The organism is Bacteroidales bacterium (genome assembly GCA_029210725.1).
GTDB lineage: Bacteria > Bacteroidota > Bacteroidia > Bacteroidales.
The window spans coordinates 89,985-106,693 of sequence record JARGFM010000008.1 but is presented as its reverse complement, the minus strand read 5'-3'; the positions used below and the strand labels follow the sequence as shown (position 1 = coordinate 106,693).

At 53.4% G+C, this 16,709-nt stretch carries 10 protein-coding genes; 9 read left to right on the top strand and 1 reads right to left on the bottom strand.

All coding sequences use genetic code 11. The features are described 5' to 3' along the window. Positions 1-4 precede the first annotated feature (4 nt). From P1P86_06260 to P1P86_06250, 3 genes are all read left to right on the top strand, one after another. A complete protein-coding gene (locus P1P86_06260; protein ID MDF1574779.1) occupies positions 5-1,516 on the top strand; it encodes a DoxX family protein in 1,512 nt (503 codons plus the stop codon). Between the two features lie 104 nt (positions 1,517-1,620). Continuing rightward, on the top strand, positions 1,621-2,970 hold the full coding sequence (locus P1P86_06255) for a PQQ-binding-like beta-propeller repeat protein (GenBank protein MDF1574778.1): 1,350 nt from the start codon (positions 1,621-1,623) through the stop codon (positions 2,968-2,970). A gap of 12 nt (positions 2,971-2,982) precedes the next feature. After that, entirely contained in the window at positions 2,983-4,062 is a 1,080-nt protein-coding gene (locus P1P86_06250; GenBank protein ID MDF1574777.1) for a family 16 glycosylhydrolase, read from the top strand. On the opposite strand, the gene P1P86_06245 is transcribed toward P1P86_06250, so the two are convergent. Continuing rightward, positions 4,052-6,829 (bottom strand): FAD-binding and (Fe-S)-binding domain-containing protein, encoded by a 2,778-nt coding sequence (locus P1P86_06245; GenBank protein MDF1574776.1) that lies wholly within the window; start codon positions 6,827-6,829, stop codon positions 4,052-4,054. The two genes, P1P86_06250 and P1P86_06245, sit on opposite strands and share 11 nt — an antisense overlap. Before the next feature lie 80 nt (positions 6,830-6,909). Between P1P86_06245 and P1P86_06240 the strand changes: the two genes are divergently transcribed. The 6 genes from P1P86_06240 to P1P86_06215 are packed head-to-tail and all read left to right on the top strand — an operon-like array spanning position 6,910 to position 16,693. Next, positions 6,910-8,148 (top strand): DUF1343 domain-containing protein, encoded by a 1,239-nt coding sequence (locus tag P1P86_06240; GenBank protein ID MDF1574775.1) that lies wholly within the window; start codon positions 6,910-6,912, stop codon positions 8,146-8,148. An 8-nt stretch (positions 8,149-8,156) separates the two neighbouring features. Continuing rightward, complete coding sequence (locus P1P86_06235; protein ID MDF1574774.1) at positions 8,157-11,153, top strand: xanthan lyase; 2,997 nt, start codon at positions 8,157-8,159, stop codon at positions 11,151-11,153. Next, positions 11,146-12,615, top strand: a complete 1,470-nt coding sequence (locus P1P86_06230) for a glycosyltransferase (GenBank protein MDF1574773.1) — start codon at positions 11,146-11,148, stop codon at positions 12,613-12,615. The genes P1P86_06235 and P1P86_06230 overlap by 8 nt, the downstream gene beginning before the upstream one ends. Then, on the top strand, positions 12,612-13,568 hold the full coding sequence (locus P1P86_06225) for a DUF4922 domain-containing protein (protein ID MDF1574772.1): 957 nt from the start codon (positions 12,612-12,614) through the stop codon (positions 13,566-13,568). The genes P1P86_06230 and P1P86_06225 overlap by 4 nt, the downstream gene beginning before the upstream one ends. Continuing rightward, the gene (locus tag P1P86_06220; GenBank protein ID MDF1574771.1) at positions 13,561-14,925 is read left to right on the top strand and encodes a SpoIID/LytB domain-containing protein; all 1,365 of its coding nucleotides are present in this window, start codon (positions 13,561-13,563) and stop codon (positions 14,923-14,925) included. Before P1P86_06225 ends, P1P86_06220 begins: the two co-directional genes overlap by 8 nt. Next, positions 14,906-16,693: an MFS transporter gene (locus P1P86_06215; protein ID MDF1574770.1), complete on the top strand. Its 1,788-nt coding sequence runs from the start codon at positions 14,906-14,908 to the stop codon at positions 16,691-16,693. The genes P1P86_06220 and P1P86_06215 overlap by 20 nt, the downstream gene beginning before the upstream one ends. The last annotated feature ends 16 nt before the right edge of the window (positions 16,694-16,709 follow it).

The following is a 16,709-nucleotide window of genomic DNA, read 5'->3' as shown; positions in this document are numbered from 1 at the left end:
GTATATGAAACATCCCGGTTTAAAACAAGTGCTTATTACCATTATTCGTGCCGCCATCGGGTGGCACTTTCTATATGAGGGTCTCTCCAAACTCTTTATGGAGAACTGGTCGGCCCAGAGTTACCTGGCCAATGCCACCGGCTTCCTTTCCGGCTTTTACCACTGGCTGGCCTCCGGGGAGAGTCTGGTGCGGATGGTCGATTTTATGAATGTCTATGGCTTGATCCTTATTGGACTGGCCCTGTTCCTGGGGCTGTTTATCCGGCTGGCTTCTGCAGGGGGTATCCTCCTTCTGGTACTGTATTACTTTGCTTATCCGCCTTTTGGCATCTCTTTGTTCGGTTCGGTGGAAGGTCACTTTTATATTGTCAACCGCAATTTTATTGAAGCTTTCCTCTTACTCTGGTTTGTGGCAAGCACTCCTGCCGGATACGGGATTTCAAACCTGTACCGGTGGTGGAAGAGCAAAGAAGCCGCGGAAAATCAAGGGGCAGAGGGAACAAATTCACGCCGTGAGGCCCTGAAAAACCTGGCCACCCTTCCCATTCTGGGAGCCATGGGATGGGGCGCCTTCCGTCATGTGGGAAAAGAGGTGGATGTGATGTCCGGTGCTACCATCCAGTTGAATTTTAAGTCCCTGGCAGATCTGAAAGGAGAGCTTCCCTCAGGTAAGATTGGTCCGCACGAGATCAGCAGGCTGGTTGCCGGAGGCAACCTGGTTGGAGGATGGGCCCATGCCCGGGACTTGATTTATGTTTCCTCCCTTTTCAAAGCCTATAACACCGAACGCAAGGTTTATGAAACCCTGATGCTGGCCGAACAGGCCGGGATCAATACCATTAACATAGGCTTCCCGACCAACGTCCTGATCGCCAAATACAAGAAAGCCACCGGAAGCAAGATCAAGGTCATCTCGCAGGTCCATCCGGATATGGAGAAGGAAGACTACTATGTGAATATTGACAAAGCTATCGATTACGGGGTGGATATTGTTCAGATCCAGGGGAACCAGGTCGACTGGCTGGTAAGGGATGATCGCATCGATGTGGTGGAGAAGATGATGGATCATATCCGCAGGCAGGGTTATGTGGCCGGACTGGCCTCGCACACCGTGGATGCACTTATTGCAACCGAAGAAGCGGGTATCATTCCGGACTATTATATGAAGACCATGCATCACGATAATTACTGGTCGGCTCATCCCATGGAGAACCGGGTTCCTTTTGAAGTGGACGGAAAGAATTACCTGGATCATAATAAGTTCCATAATAATTGCTTCTGCCTCTTTCCCGATAAGACCACCGAGTTTGTGGCCCGGGCCACCGTGCCGGTGATGGGCTTTAAAGTGCTCGCCGCCGGGGCCATAGCACCTGAAGACGGATTTAACTGGGCCTTTGAGAAAGGGGCCGACTTCATCTGCGTGGGTATGTTCGACTTCCAGATCGTGGAGGATGTAAATATCACCATCGATGTTCTCAATAAACTGCAGAACCGTACCAGGAAGTGGTACGGCTGATTCAGAAATTCACTGTCGGAGCATTCTGTTGAAATTCTTGATTGGGGAATATGGGGAAGATGGTTTATCTTGTATCCCGAGTTTTCAACTATGTACCAAATATTATGAAACTTTCCCTTCCTCAAGTATCCGGAACCGGATGGATGATCATTGTATCTATGATCCTTGTAAGTTCCTGCACTAATGCGTCAAACAAAAACTGGCCACAGTTCAGGGGGCCCGATGCCCGTATGATTGCCGAAGGCGAGAATCTGCCGGATGAATGGGGGGAGGATCTGAATGTGGCATGGACCTATGAAGTTGAGGGTGATGGCTGGGCTTCACCTGTTGTATGGGGCAACAGGATCTTCCTGGCTACGGTGGTCCCTGAGAAAATTAATAAACCAGGGGAGGGGGGAGATTCCGCCGGACAGGAAAACCAGAACCTCTACCTGATGGATGTTTATCGCTGGGAAGTCAGCTGTGTGGACCTTCTCACCGGGGAGGAGATATGGAAAAGAGTAGCCCGCAGGGGCAATCCGAGGACTTCCAGGCACCCCAATACCAATTATGCCGGGGAGACTCCTGTAACGGATGGAGAGAAAGTATATGTCTATTTTGGCATGAATGGGCTGTACTGCTTTACCCTGGAGGGAGAGCTGGTCTGGGAAAAGGACCTGGGTGCGTATGAGACCCAGAACGGATGGGGTACGGGAGCATCTCCGTTACTTTATGAAGGCCGTTTATATGTACAGGTGGATAATGAAGAGAATTCTTTCCTGCTTGCACTGGATCCGGAAAGCGGTGAGGAGATATGGAGGGTGAAGCGCGATGAGAAGACCAGCTACAGCACTCCCTTTATCTGGAAGAACAGTAAGCGGACCGAGCTGGTGACCGGGGGGCTCAGGGCTCGCTCCTATGATCCGCTTACCGGTGAATTGTTCTGGGAACTCCGGATGGACGGAAGGTACAGCATACCGGGTCCTGTGGCCAGCGACACTCTTCTTTTTATGGGCAATGCCGGCTTCCGGGATGTACCCGGAACATTTTTTGCCATTAAGGCCGGAGCAGAAGGAGATATTTCCCCGGATTCCATCAGCGCTTCCAGGGAGGGACTGGCCTGGTTTAAGGCGGATGCCCCGACCGGAAATCCATCCCCGCTCTTATATGAAGGGCTGTTGTACCTTTTAGGGAGCAGGGGCGGCGAACTGGCTTGCCTGGATGCTGAAACGGGAGAGATCGTTTATCAGGAAAAACTGGATGGTGTCGGAGCCTGCTGGGCGAGCCCATGGGCGCATGCGGACAAGATCTTCTTTACGGACGAAAGGGGGATCACCAAGGTAATCCGGGCAGGCCGGGAATTTGAATTCTTGCACGAGAACAGCCTGGATGACCGTTTCTGGGCATCCGTAGCTGTGGCGGGGGACGCCTATATATTTAAAGGAGATAAGAAACTGTATTGCATTAAGAAATAACAGGAAAGGATCATGAAGCACTTGTTTGTATTTGGTTTTTTTATCCTAGCTGCAACTTTAAGCGGCCAGAACTGGCAACTGGTGTGGTCCGATGAGTTTGACGGGGATGCCCTGGATACGGACAAGTGGTCCTACATGACCGGAACGGGTTCGGAATACGGCCTGGACGGCTGGGGAAACAATGAGCTGCAGTATTACAAAGAGGAGAATGTGAAGGTGGCCGATGGGATGCTGACCATTACAGCCAAAAGAGAGAATGTTGCTACGAGCCAGTTTACTTCGGGAAGGATCCGGACCATCAACCTGGGCGACTGGACCTACGGGCGCTTTGAATTCCGGGCAAAGATGCCTGTGGGACAGGGACTCTGGGCCGCTATCTGGATGCTTCCTACGGACAATGATTATGGCAACTGGGCCGCCAGCGGTGAGATCGATATCATGGAATACCTGGGGCACGACACCACCCGGGTGCACGGGACCATCCACTATGGAGGGCCATATCCGCAAAACCAGTCCCGGGGAACGGATTATATAACAGATGACACCGCCTTCCACAGCAAGTTTCATACCTTCGCCCTGGAGTGGGAAGAGGGAGAGCTTCGCTGGTATGTGGATAAAGAACGATACCAGAACCTGGGTACCGGGATGTGGTACAGCAGTGCTGCTGCTTTCCCGGCACCCTTTAACCGGAGATTTCACCTGCTGATCAACCTGGCCGTGGGCGGGAACTGGCCCGGATCGCCCGACCTGAGCACCATTTTTCCCCAGGATCTGGTGATCGATTATGTGAGAGTCTACGAACCTGTTTACAATAGCGTGCTGGAGCAGGACCTGCAGATGGAGCTGGGGCAGAACCACCCCAATCCCTTTGGCGATTATTCAAGCATCACCTTTTCCCTTCCCTCCGAGCAACATGTGCTGCTGGAAGTGTTTGACCTGACCGGAAGAAAGGTGCAAACCCTGGCAAATGAACGCTACGGGCCCGGATCACACACGGTGGGCGTGGAAGCCAGAATCCTTGAACCGGGTTTATATTCTTACCGCCTTCAGGCCGGAAGCAATACAAGTACCCGGCAGATGCTTATTCTTTGATGGAGTCCCTCACCAGGTACATCACGGATCTGTAGTCAATTCCGCTGTTCCGGGAGAGCCCAATTTCGCAGGTCCGGCTATTGGAATAGCCTGCCGCAAGCCGGTCCACCTGCAGTTTCAGGTTTCTCAGGGCCCAGGTATTAATTTCGGGCCGGGTAAAGCCTTTATTTCCCGCAAAACCGCAGCAACCGACCTCTTCCGGAAAGACCGGGTTCTCCGTGCATGCCCTGGCCACGGCCCTGAACTTTTCCTCCAGCCCCATCCTGGTACTGGTACAGGACACATGGAAGGCCAGGGCTTCTTTCGTTTTTTTCAGATCCAGTTTGTCCAGCAGGTGGTCGTGGATAAACTCTACCGGTTCGTAAAGGTCCAGCTTATTTGTCATGACCCGTTTCATCCGGTGGGTGCATGGACTGGTATCGCAGAGCACCGGGTATGCTCCATCCTGGCTGGCTTTTAGAAGGGCTTTCTCCAGTTCACCGGATTTGGCATCGGCAATGTCAAAGAATCCCTTGCTCTCCCAGGGAGTACCGCAACAGAGCCTGTTCATGTGTTCCGGACAGATTACCTCAAAGCCTGCCTTCTCCAGGACTTCCACCGTCACCTTCACCAGAGATTTCTTTTGTTTTTCCCGTACGGCGGTCCCCATGCTCTGGTTGATGCAGCTGGGGAAGTAGACCACCTTCTTCTTTCCCTTTTCACCTGAATATTCAGGCGCTTTCAGGGCGCTCTTCCTCACCGGCCGGGGCATATGATGGTCCCAGATCCAGATCTTTTTAAATGGGATGAGTCTGTACAGTGCGGTCATAAATCCCAATCCCGACCTCACAAAAAAGTGAATCGCCGGGAAGTGCTCTCCGATCCGGGTGGCGATGGGATTCCCGGGCCGTTTCCGCTCATTGTTTCTGGCACGCAGGTGTTTGATCAAAACACCGGTATCGATGGAGAGGGGACAGGTGACTGCACAGAGTCCGTCTCCCGCACAGGAGCCCTCACCCTGATATGCAAAGGCTTTGCCGAGGCTCCGGACTTTTTCGGGGCTCTTGCCCAGGCGGCTCAACCGCTCGATTTCCCGCTGAACCACAATACGCTGACGGGCCGAAAGAGTCAGTCCGGTGGTGAGGCAGTTAATCTCACAAAAACCACATTCGATGCACTGGTCCACCGCCTCATCGATGACGGGCATCGGTTTAAAATTCTTAAGATGAAGCTCAGGGTCCCCGGAGATAATCACATCGGGATTCAGGATGCCCCCGGGATCAAAGGTTTGCTTAATTTCTTTCATAAAAGAGTAAAGCTCCTCCCCCCATTCATAGGAAACAAAAGGGGCCATATTAAGCCCGGTGCCGTGCTCGGCCTTCAGGGATCCGTCATACTTATCCACGACCAGCCTGGTGAGTTGAAGGATCATTTCTTCATATTGCTTCAGCTCTTCAGGCCTGTGAAAGTCCTGGGAAAATATGAAATGGAGATTCCCGTCCAGCACATGACCATAAATGACAGCCTCTTCATAGCCCAGCCTGTCGAGCATCCGGCGCATTTCCATAACGGCGTCTGTCAGGTGCTCCGCGCTGACGGCCACGTCCTCGATAATCACGCTGGTTCCCGGTTTACGCATTCCTCCCACTGAAGGGAAGACCCCTTTGCGGACATTCCAGTAATCCGTGATCTGTTTCAGATCGGTGGTCACTTCGAAATCCCTGACCAGCTCAAAGCCCGAAAGAGCTTTCCGGGTTCTTTCGATCAGTGTGTCCAGTGCCTCGGGGCTTTCTTCCTCCAGATCGATCAGCAGGGCGGTCACTTCCCTGCCCAGCGATTTGAGGTACTCCGGAATACCCTTGTTGTTCTCCACCGACCGGAGGGCTTTGCGATCCATGATCTCAATGGCGGGGACTCTGGCTTCCCTTAACAGCGGAACGGCATTACAGGCCGCTTCCAGGTCTTTGAAGTAAATCAGCGAGGAGGCCCTGAATGGCTTAAGCGGAAGGGTGGCAAAGGTGGCTTCTGATACGAAGCCCAGGGTGCCTTCGGAACCTACCATCAGGTGGAGGATGATCTCTATGGGGTCTTCATAGTCCAGGAAGGCGTTCATCCCGTAACCGGTGGTGTTTTTAATGCTGTATTTCTTCCGGATCTTATTAACAAGCTCAGGCCTGGAAAGGATTTCGTCCCGGATCTTCATGATGACTGAAACCAGTTCCGGTCTGGACCCGAGAAAGCTTTCACAACTTTCCCTGCTGGCTGTATCCAGCAGGGTGCCATCCGGAAAGATGATTCGGGCAGACCTTATGGTGGCATAGCTGTTGGCATGGATCCCGCAGCTCATCCCGCTGGCATTATTGGCAATAATTCCGCCCACCATGGCTGAAGAGATGGAGGCCGGATCGGGACCGAATTTCATCCCCGAATGAGCCAGAAGCTGATTGAGCCTGGTGCCGGTGATTCCCGGTTCAGCTTTGATCAGGCGACCCTCTTCCAGAATCTCATAATGGCTCCAGTGATCCCCCCTGGCCTGCAGAAGTACGGAATCGGAGATGGCCTGCCCGGAAAGGCTGGTCCCGGCCGCACGGAAAGTGACCGGAGTTCCTGTTTCATTCAGAATTCTCAGGGATTCAATAAGCTGCTTTTCCGTTTGCGGGTTCAGTACAATCTTTGGTATCTTGCGGTAACATCCTGCATCTGCTGCAGTGGAAATCAGGGTCAGATCGTCGGTGTGAACTAGGTTTTTGCCGATGGCGCCGGAAAGTCTTTTTTGAAGGCTGCTCATGAGATGAAAGGCACGATAATTGGTATGACGTATTATACTTGTAAAGTTAAATATTATCTTTATAATTCAAATTCAGAAGCATGAAACAGCACCCGGCTCACCGCAAATTTGCACTTCTTTTCCTTCTTTTCGCCATGTTTCAAACAGCACATTCTCAGGTAAAAACCGGGATTGAGGTTCTGGCTGACCGGGACTTTGATTTGCTCCGGGGCAAACGGGTCGGACTGGTGACCAATCCCACCGGTGTCGACAAATCGCTTCGCTCCACCATCGATATCCTCTTTGAACATGTGAAGCTGACGGCTCTCTTCGGTCCGGAGCATGGAGTCCGGGGAGACTTCTCTGCAGGTGATCATGTGGGGGACCAGGTGGATGCACAAACAGGGATCCCCGTATACTCCCTGTACGGGAAGAGCAGAAAACCGAGCAGGGAGATGCTGGAACAGGTGGATGTGATCGTGTATGACATCCAGGATATCGGGGTTCGCTCCTATACCTATATCAGTACCATGGGCCTGGTGATGGAGGCGGCTGCCGAAATGGACAAGGAGGTGCTGATCCTCGACCGTCCCAATCCCCTGGGGGGGCTCCGGGTGGAGGGGCCGCTGGTGGAAGAGGGTTTTCACTCTTTTGTAAGCCAGTACAGCATTCCCTATATCTACGGTCTGACCTGCGGGGAGCTGGCCCTGATGCTGAACGGCGAGGGGATGCTGAAGGATGGCAGGACCTGTAAATTACAGGTGGTTCCCATGGAGGGCTGGCACCGGGAAATGACTTTTGAAACAAGCGGACTGCCCTGGGTACCTGCCTCACCCCATATTCCGGATTACCACACCGCCTTTTTTTATCCGGCCACCGGGATCATCGGAGAACTCGATCCCAATATGATCGGCATTGGATATACCCTTCCGTTTCAGCTGCTGGCCACTGAAAATATCGATGCCCTCCGGCTGGCCCATGCTATGAATTCCCTGGAAATAGAGGGGGTAGAGTTTCGTCCCATCTGGTTCAAGCCTTACTATATGGCTAAACAGGGAACTCCCCTGCAAGGGGTTCAGATACACCTGACGGATCCCCGGAAGGCTCCGCTGACCAGCATTCAATTCTGGTTTTTGCAGGAGGCCCGGAAGCTGGATCCGGATTTTGATCCCTTCGAAGGAAAGGAGGGCAGGTACGACATGTTCGATAAGGTTTGCGGCACGGATCACATTCGCACCTCCCTGATGAGCAACTTTGACTTTTCTGCCCTGTCGGAGTACTGGAACAGGGATGTGGACGGGTTCAGGCAGCGCTCCGCACCGTATTATCTTTATAAATAGGATCACCGATGCATAGATTTCTGAACCACGCTGCCCTTTTCTTATTGAACTTATTTCTGTTTACCTCCCTATTCGCCCGGGAACCTGCAGTTATGAAAGACTCTGTGGCAAAGGCCCTGGTGCGGCACCATGCGGATTCATTGCTCAACGGTCCATGGTTCCGCAGCCTGACGGGCTACCAGAAAACAGACTCCACCTCCATATTGTCGGTTACGATCCTGAAGAAGCCCGACAGGATCTGGGTGCATGCAGATAAACAGCTGGCCTATGCTCCCTTTCGGGAGGCAACTGTTGATTCACTTTTATCAGGGATCCGGTCGCGCCTGGGAGCCCCCTACGACAGCTACGAAATAGAACTTTTTTCGGACCGGGTGAATATCCGGACCCTGGTACCCAATCACTATCGCAGTTCCGCTAAACTGATGGACCGGAACCGGACCCCCGGTCAGTTGAAAAGGAAATCCCCTCCGCTGGTAAGCCATCTCTCCAGGCCTCACCTTTCCCGCTCGGCCCTGCATAATATCAACATTGCCCTCTGGCACAGCCACGGCTGGTATTATGAACCCAAACTTAACCGCTGGGAGTGGCAGCGTGCCAGGATCTTTCAGACGGTCGAGGATATCTATCCCCTCTCCTATACCCTGCCTTTTCTGGTCCCCATGCTGGAAAACGCAGGGGCCACTGTGCTGATGCCCCGTGAGCGTGACTGGCAGGTGCATGAGGTCATTGTGGATAATGACGGAAGCAGCGGAAACAGCCTTTATGTGGCACCGGAATACCTGGAGACCAGTGTGCCGGGCAGTGGATTTGGCCTGGGTTTTCCGCCCTATGTGAATGAAAATCCCTTTCGGCTGGGATCCTACCAGACCATGCAGTCCGACCGCCAGGCTACCGGATCCATACAGTGGATCCCGGAAATTCCTGAAACGGGCGACTATGCCGTCTATGTTTCCTATCAGGCCTCGCCGCAGAATAGCAGTGATGCTCTCTACCGGGTGCATCACAGCGGGGGGATGAGCGAATTTAACATCAACCAGCAAATGGGGGGTGGCACCTGGATCTACCTGGGAAGGTTCCGTTTTGAAAAGGGAATTCATACGGCCGGTGGCAGGGTGGTCCTGTTGAACCAGGGGGCCAGGCGGGGAAAGACTATTTCGGCCGATGCGGTTAAGTTCGGAGGGGGCATGGGGAATATTTCCAGGAACGGCTTTACCAGTCAGCGCCCCCGCTATCAGGAGGGTGCCCGCTACTACCTGCAGTATGCCGGGATGCCCGATACCCTGGTCTGGAAACTGAACGATTCCAATGACTATAACGACGACTATCAGTCCCGGGGCGAGTGGGTCAATTACCTGATGGGTGCTCCGTCCGGTCCGGCAGCCAATCGTCAGGCCAGGGGCCTGGGTATTCCCGTAGATCTCTCCCTGGCCTTTCATACCGACGCGGGAATCACCGGCAACGATACCGTGATTGGCACCCTGGGCATCTACAGCACCACCACCCGGGGAGGTGTTTTTCCGGGAGGATTGTCCAAAATGGCCTCCAGAGATCTGACCGATCTGGTACAGTCGCAGATTGTGGAGGATCTGAGGGCAGTCCATGATCCGGCCTGGACCCGGAGAGGGATGTGGGACAGGGGCTACAGCGAGGCTTTCAGGCCCAATGTGCCGACGATGCTGCTGGAACTCTTCTCTCACCAGAATTTCATAGATATGCGCTTTGGCCAGGAACCCATGTTCCGCTTTCATGTGAGCCGCGCCATCTACAAGGGGATCCTGAAGTTCCTGGATACCCAGTACGGGACCAGATATACGGTGCAGCCCCTGCCTGTGGACCATTTTCAGTCCGGCTTTGACGGGGATGGGAATATTGTCCTGAGCTGGAAAGCGGTCAGCGATCCACTGGAACCGACCGCTGAGGCTGAAAGTTTTATAGTCTACACCCGGATTAACGGGGGTGGTTATGATCGTGGTACAGCGGTGAGTCAAACACGCTTTGTTCTGGATCAGGTACAAGCCGGTGCCATCTACTCCTTTAAGGTTTGCGCAGTAAACAGGGGGGGGGAGAGTTTCCCGTCGGAGGAACTTTCCATAGGCAAAGCGCCTGATTCAAAAGGAAGCGTGGCGATCATCAACGCCTTTGACCGTACCAGTGGTCCGGCCTGGTTCGACGATACGAAACACGCCGGGTTCATGAATATGGTCGATCAGGGCGTGCCTTACCTGGTGGATCTCCATACCGTGGGGGACCAGTTCGATTTCAGCAAGGAGTCGCCCTGGCTGGATGATGACTCTCCCGGTCACGGAGCCTCTTATGCCAACCTGGAAACCCGGGTAATTCCGGGTAACAGTTTTAATTTTAGCTACATACATGGTCTCTCCATTCTAAAGGCCGGCTATTCCTTTGTTTCCTTCAGTGATGAAGCTGTGAGCGGTGATTCCCTGGACCTGTCGGGCTATGCGCTCGTGGACTACCTGGCCGGGGAGGAGCGGTCCACCTGGATGCCGAAAAACGATTCGGTATGCCATTACCAGGTCTGGTCCCCCGGTATGTTGAACGTGCTGGATGCTTATTTGAAGAGCGGAGGGGCCCTGTTTGTAACAGGAGCGCACATTGCCTCCGATATGCATATGCAGAAGCAGGACAGTGTGGCAGGCAGCCTTTTTAAGTTCAAATGGAGAACCAGCAATGCTTCCCGCCTGGGACTGGTTTACAGTATGGATCCCGTGTTTGCGGAAATGGACGAGCCGTTTCACTTTAATACGGATGCAGATTCAGCCATTTATACCGTGGAGGGTGCCGATGCCCTGGAACCGGCCGATTCCACGGCCATCACCCTGATGAGGTATTCGGAGAATAACATGAGCGCGGGGGTGGCCTTCCGGGGAGAGTATGGCATCGTGGCCCTGGGATTCCCCTTTGAGACCCTGGTGGAACAGGAGATGAGAGATCTCCTTATGAGCCGTACCATAAATTACCTGTTGAAAAAGAAAGATGATGAATAGGATCAATTGTTTTCTTAATTGTAATACCGTCGAGATTTGGAAAGAAACCCTGCAGGAGCTATCCGCCAGTCCCCTGGTGAACAGGATCTATCTGCTGGGAGAAGAGCAGGACGTTGCCGTACCCGGTGGCTGTGAATTTATCCGCACCAATGGCAGCTTCAGCACCGATACCATCCGGAAAATTGCAGATTTTTCCAGGGGTGCCGGATATGCTCTGGTGATTACCCGCGAGTCCGGGATCCGTTTTGGAATGCTGGCTCTGGAGCGCTTTTTTGAACTGGCCTCCTCCACGGGTTCCGGGATGCTGTATTCCGACTATTTTGATATGGAGGAGGGAAGGCTTTCCGGCCACCCGGTGATCGATTATCAGTTGGGAAGTCTGCGCGATGACTTTGAGTTCGGACCGGTGCTGTTTTTCAGAAGTCAGAGCCTGATCAGGGCCGCAGGCGCGATCAGGGAGTCGCTGGGGTATGCCGGTTTGTACCAGTTGCGCCTAAAACTGAGCCAGGAGGGTTTGCCCCTGAGAATCCCTGAATATCTGTATGCGGTGGAGCCTGTGGATACCAGAGCCTCAGGGAAAAAGATGTTCGATTACGTGGACCCCGCGAACAGAGAGGTGCAAGTGGAGATGGAGCAGGCGGTGACCAGCCATCTGAAGGAGATTGGAGCTTACCTGGAACCCCGCTTCAAAACCATCCGCTTTGACGAGGGCGAGTTTCCTGTGGAGGCTTCGGTGATCGTTCCGGTGCTGAACAGGAAAAAGACGGTGGCCGATGCCATCGAATCGGTGATGCTCCAGGAGACCGGTTTTGATTTTAACCTGATCCTGGTCGACAACCATTCCACCGACGGGACGACTTCCATTGTGGCCGGACTGGCTGAAAAATATCCCAATCTGATCCATGTGATTCCCTGGCGGCGTGACCTGGGTATTGGCGGATGCTGGAATGTGGGGGTACATCATCCGGAGTGTGGCAAGTTTGCCGTTCAACTGGACAGCGATGATCTGTACAGCGATAAGAATACCCTGAAGCAGATCGTGGCCGCTTTTTACGAACAGCAGTGCGCCATGGTCGTAGGGAGTTATAAAATGACGAACTTCAGGCTGGAGGAGATTCCGCCGGGAGTGATCGATCATCAGGAGTGGACCCCGGAGAATGGAAGAAACAACGCTTTGCGCATCAATGGGCTGGGTGCGCCGAGAGCCTTCTATACCCCGGTACTGAGAAAGATCAATGTTCCAAACGTGAGTTATGGCGAAGATTACGGGGTGGGACTGGCCATCAGCCGGTATTACCAGATCGGCCGGATCTATAAGCCGCTTTATCTTTGCCGCCGCTGGGAGGACAATTCGGATGCTTCGCTCAGTGTGGAGGCTCAGAACAGGCACAACACCTACAAGGACCGGCTGAGGAGCTTTGAGCTGCAGGCGAGAATCGAATTAAACCGGGAGAGGGAATGAGTTTGCAGGAGAAAGCAGATGCCCTGTTTGAGGATCAGTTGTCCAGCTGGCCACTGCTCGGTGCCAACTGGGAAAAGCTGGACGGGGCCCAGATAAAGCAGTTTAAATTTGACGGTTTCACCATCCGCGTTCAGTGCAATCCCAAACGCATTCTTTCATCGGCTGCCAAAGTGGACCAGGCTTCCATCCGGCAGCGGGCATGTTTCCTCTGCACGGAGAACCGTCCGCCGGAAGAGAAACAGGTATGGGCAGGCGACGATTATGAGATACTGTGTAACCCCTTTCCCATCTTCAGGGCGCACTATACCATTGCCAAAGCGACACACACCCCCCAGGTGATTGAGCCGGAGTTTGACCGTTTCCTTGAGCTCAGCAGGGAACTTCCTGATCTGGCGCTCTTTTATAATGCCCCTGACTGCGGGGCGTCGGCACCAGATCACATGCATTTCCAGGCCGGGAACAGGGGGTTTATGCCCATTGAGGAGGAGATCACCGCCCTGAAAGATCAATACGGGAAGGTGCTTCTGAACGATAGCGGAATCAGAGTGACGGCTGTGTCGGACGGACTCCGCCGATTCTATGTACTGGAGTCTGGCTCCAAAGAGCTGATCGGGGACTTTGGCCGGGGGGCATTCCGCTTCCTGCGTAAACTGCAGGGCGGGGAGGAGCCCATGATCAATATGCTATCCTATTACACGACTGCCTGGCAGGTGCTGCTTTTTCCGCGTGGCAGGCACCGGCCCTGGCAATATTTTGAAGAGGGAGAAAAAAACATCCTTTTAAGTCCGGCCTCCGTGGATATGGGAGGGACCCTGATCACTCCGCATGAGAAGGACTTTTTGAAGATTAGCAGGGAGGATATTGAGGATATCTTTTCTCAGGTTACTTTCCCGCCTGGACATTTCAGGCAGATGAATCAGGTAATTGAACAGAAATTTGAATCGTATGACTAATAAACACGTTCCGGAAATTGAAGTAGGAATCATCAGGTCGGACAGGATCCGTTTCAGGCTGGATGGTGAGTTCAGAATCCAGGGGAGCGGGTCTCTTTTGCACGGAGATGCGGAAGCAAGGGCGACAGGCGGCAAGCTGGAGATCCGGTGCCAGGAGACAGAGTTGGTCACGGAGGAGGCCTTTCTGCTTGAACCGGAAGATCCGGTTTTCGGTCGCTTTACCCTCAGGGAGGTGGTGATTGGTATTGGCTTTCACTGGGAGCAGAAGGAGGACCAGGAGTTCCAGGGGGCGCTGAAACTGATGCTCTCCGGTGGGGAGATCCAGGTGGTAAATGTAATCTCCGTGGAGGACTACCTGATCTCGGTGATTTCCTCGGAGATGCGTGGTGACAGTTCGCCGGAACTGTTAAAGGCTCATACCATCATATCCAGAAGCTGGCTTCTGGCCCAGATCGAAAAGCAGGATGTTCTGGCAGGATCGGGAGAAGCCTACAACATGGAGCACCTTACTGATGAGGAGTACATCCGCTGGTACGACCGGGAGGATCACGAGCTTTTTCACGTTTGTGCCGATGATCACTGCCAGCGTTACCAGGGCACCACCCGCTCGCACAATCCGGAGGTGGTGAAGGCCGTCCGGGAGACTGCGGGAGAGGTGCTGGAATATGGAGGCAGGATATGCGATGCCCGCTTCTCCAAATGCTGCGGGGGAGTGGTGGAGGAGTTTCAGTACTGCTGGGAGCCCGTGATTCATCCCTATCTGAAGCGGGTGGAGGACCATCCCCGCCCGGATCTCTTACACAGCGGGGACCTGAAGGTGGAGGCCAATGCGGTCAGATTCATCCGGGACTCGCCGGAGGCTTTTTGTAACACCTCGGATGCGGACCTGCTCCGGCAGGTCCTGAATGATTACGACCAGGGCTCCAGTGATTTTTTTCGCTGGGAGGTGGAATACAGCCAGGAGGAGATTGCCTCCCTGATCCGGGAGAAGTCCGGGATGGATTTTGGTCAGATCCTGGACCTGGTACCCGTGGAGCGGGGAGAGTCGGGCAGGCTGGTCAGGCTGAAGATCATTGGCTCGAAGAAGACGCTGATTATGGGGAAGGAGCTGGAGATCAGGCGCTGGTTAAGCAGTTCTCACCTTTACAGTTCTGCTTTTGTAGTGGAGAAACTGGAGATTAAGAACGGGGTACCTGGCCACTACCTGTTGAGAGGAGCCGGCTGGGGTCATGGCGTGGGACTCTGCCAGATCGGTGCAGCGGTTATGGCCGGCAAAGGCTACTCCCACAGAGAGATATTAAATCACTATTTTATGGACGCTGGCATTGAAAAACGATATGAGTCATACAAATCCTGAATCAAGCGGTAAAAAGAGAGCTTCCAATCCCTGGCTCTGGGTGCCTTCCCTTTATTTTGCCGAAGGAATTCCCTATGTGATGGTGATGACCCTTTCGGTTATCTTTTACAAACGTATGGGCATTTCAAATGCTGAGATTGCTCTTTATACCAGCTGGCTCTATCTGCCCTGGGTAATTAAGCCCCTGTGGGGACCGGTGGTGGATATTCTGCGTACCAAGCGCTTCTGGATCCTGGTGATGCAACTCTGTATCGGAGCCGGACTGGCAGGAGTAGCCTTCACCATTCCCGTGGATCGGTTTTTCCAGTTTACCCTGGCATTCTTCTGGCTTCTGGCCTTTAGTTCGGCCACCCACGATATTGCAGCCGATGGATTTTATATGCTGGGGCTCTCCAAGGGGGACCAGGCCTTCTTTGTCGGGATCAGAAGCACCTTTTACAGGCTGGCCATGCTTACGGGCCAGGGACTTCTGGTCATCCTGGCCGGTTATTTTGAAGCCAAAACCGGTCTCCCGGAGGTAGAGCTTATGGTCAGGGCGGTCGAAGAGCAGACCTCCGCCACCTTTAACCCGGAAGCAATCACGGTGGAACCGGAGGGGGGAGAGACCTATTTTCTTACCCCCGGAGAGATCCGGATAGGGACAGAAAGGATTACGGAGGCGGAAGCAAATAAGCTGTACCATAAGGTGGAAGAATGGAACAGTGGGCACGGATTTTACCAGGCAGAAGAGGGAAACGTTTCGGACCATGGTGAAGATGCTGCCGAAGCAGAGCTAACCGGCAATGTGGGGTATACCTGGTTCCGGCTTAGTTCGAAACCGGAGGAAGGTGAGAACATTGTTCTGAATTTCAGCTTTGAGAAGGGAGACAAGAGTATTGCCCTGGCCCGCAGTTACCGTTACGAATTCAATGAGGAGAACTGGGAAGTACCGGCATTTGCGGTTTTCAAACTGGATCCCAAACTGGAAAAAGCATCCTCAGCCTCTTTTTCAGGTCTGAGCGGGAATATCCGTTTTGCATGGACCATGGTCTTCATCGTTGTAGCTCTGCTCTTTGCAGGATTCCATATCTACCACCGCTTTGCCCTGCCACGTCCGGCTTCTGACATAAGTAACCGGTCCGGGGAGGGTGGTTTTTTGAAAGAGTTCCTGGCCACTTTCGCGGATTTTTTCAGGAAGAAGAATATTGGGGTGATCCTGCTTTTCCTGCTGGTTTACCGCTTGGGCGAATCGCAGCTGGTGAAGCTGGCATCTCCCTTCCTTCTGGACTCCAGAGAGGCCAACGGACTTGGCTTAACCACCGGCGATTTGGGACTGATCTACGGGACCATCGGGATCATTGCCCTTTCCATCGGGGGTATTATCGGGGGGATTGCAGCATCGCGCCGGGGACTGAAATACTGGCTCTGGTGGATGGTATTAGCCATGAACCTGCCCAACCTGGTCTATGTCTTTCTTTCCTACCTGTTGCCCTCATCCCTGTGGATCGTGGCCGCTTCTGTTGCTGTGGAACAGTTTGGGTACGGCTTTGGATTTACTGCCTATATGCTCTATATGATCTATGTATCGGAAGGCAAGCATAAGACGGCTCATTTTGCCCTGACCACCGGCTTTATGGCGCTGGGTATGATGATCCCGGGAATGGTTTCGGGCTGGTTGCAGGAGCTGATTGGCTACCAGCACTTCTTTATCTGGGTAATGATCTGCACCATTCCCAGCTTTATTCTGATCCCTTTCCTGAGAATCGACCCCGAGTTCGGGAAGAAGTAGGTATCCTGGGAAACAG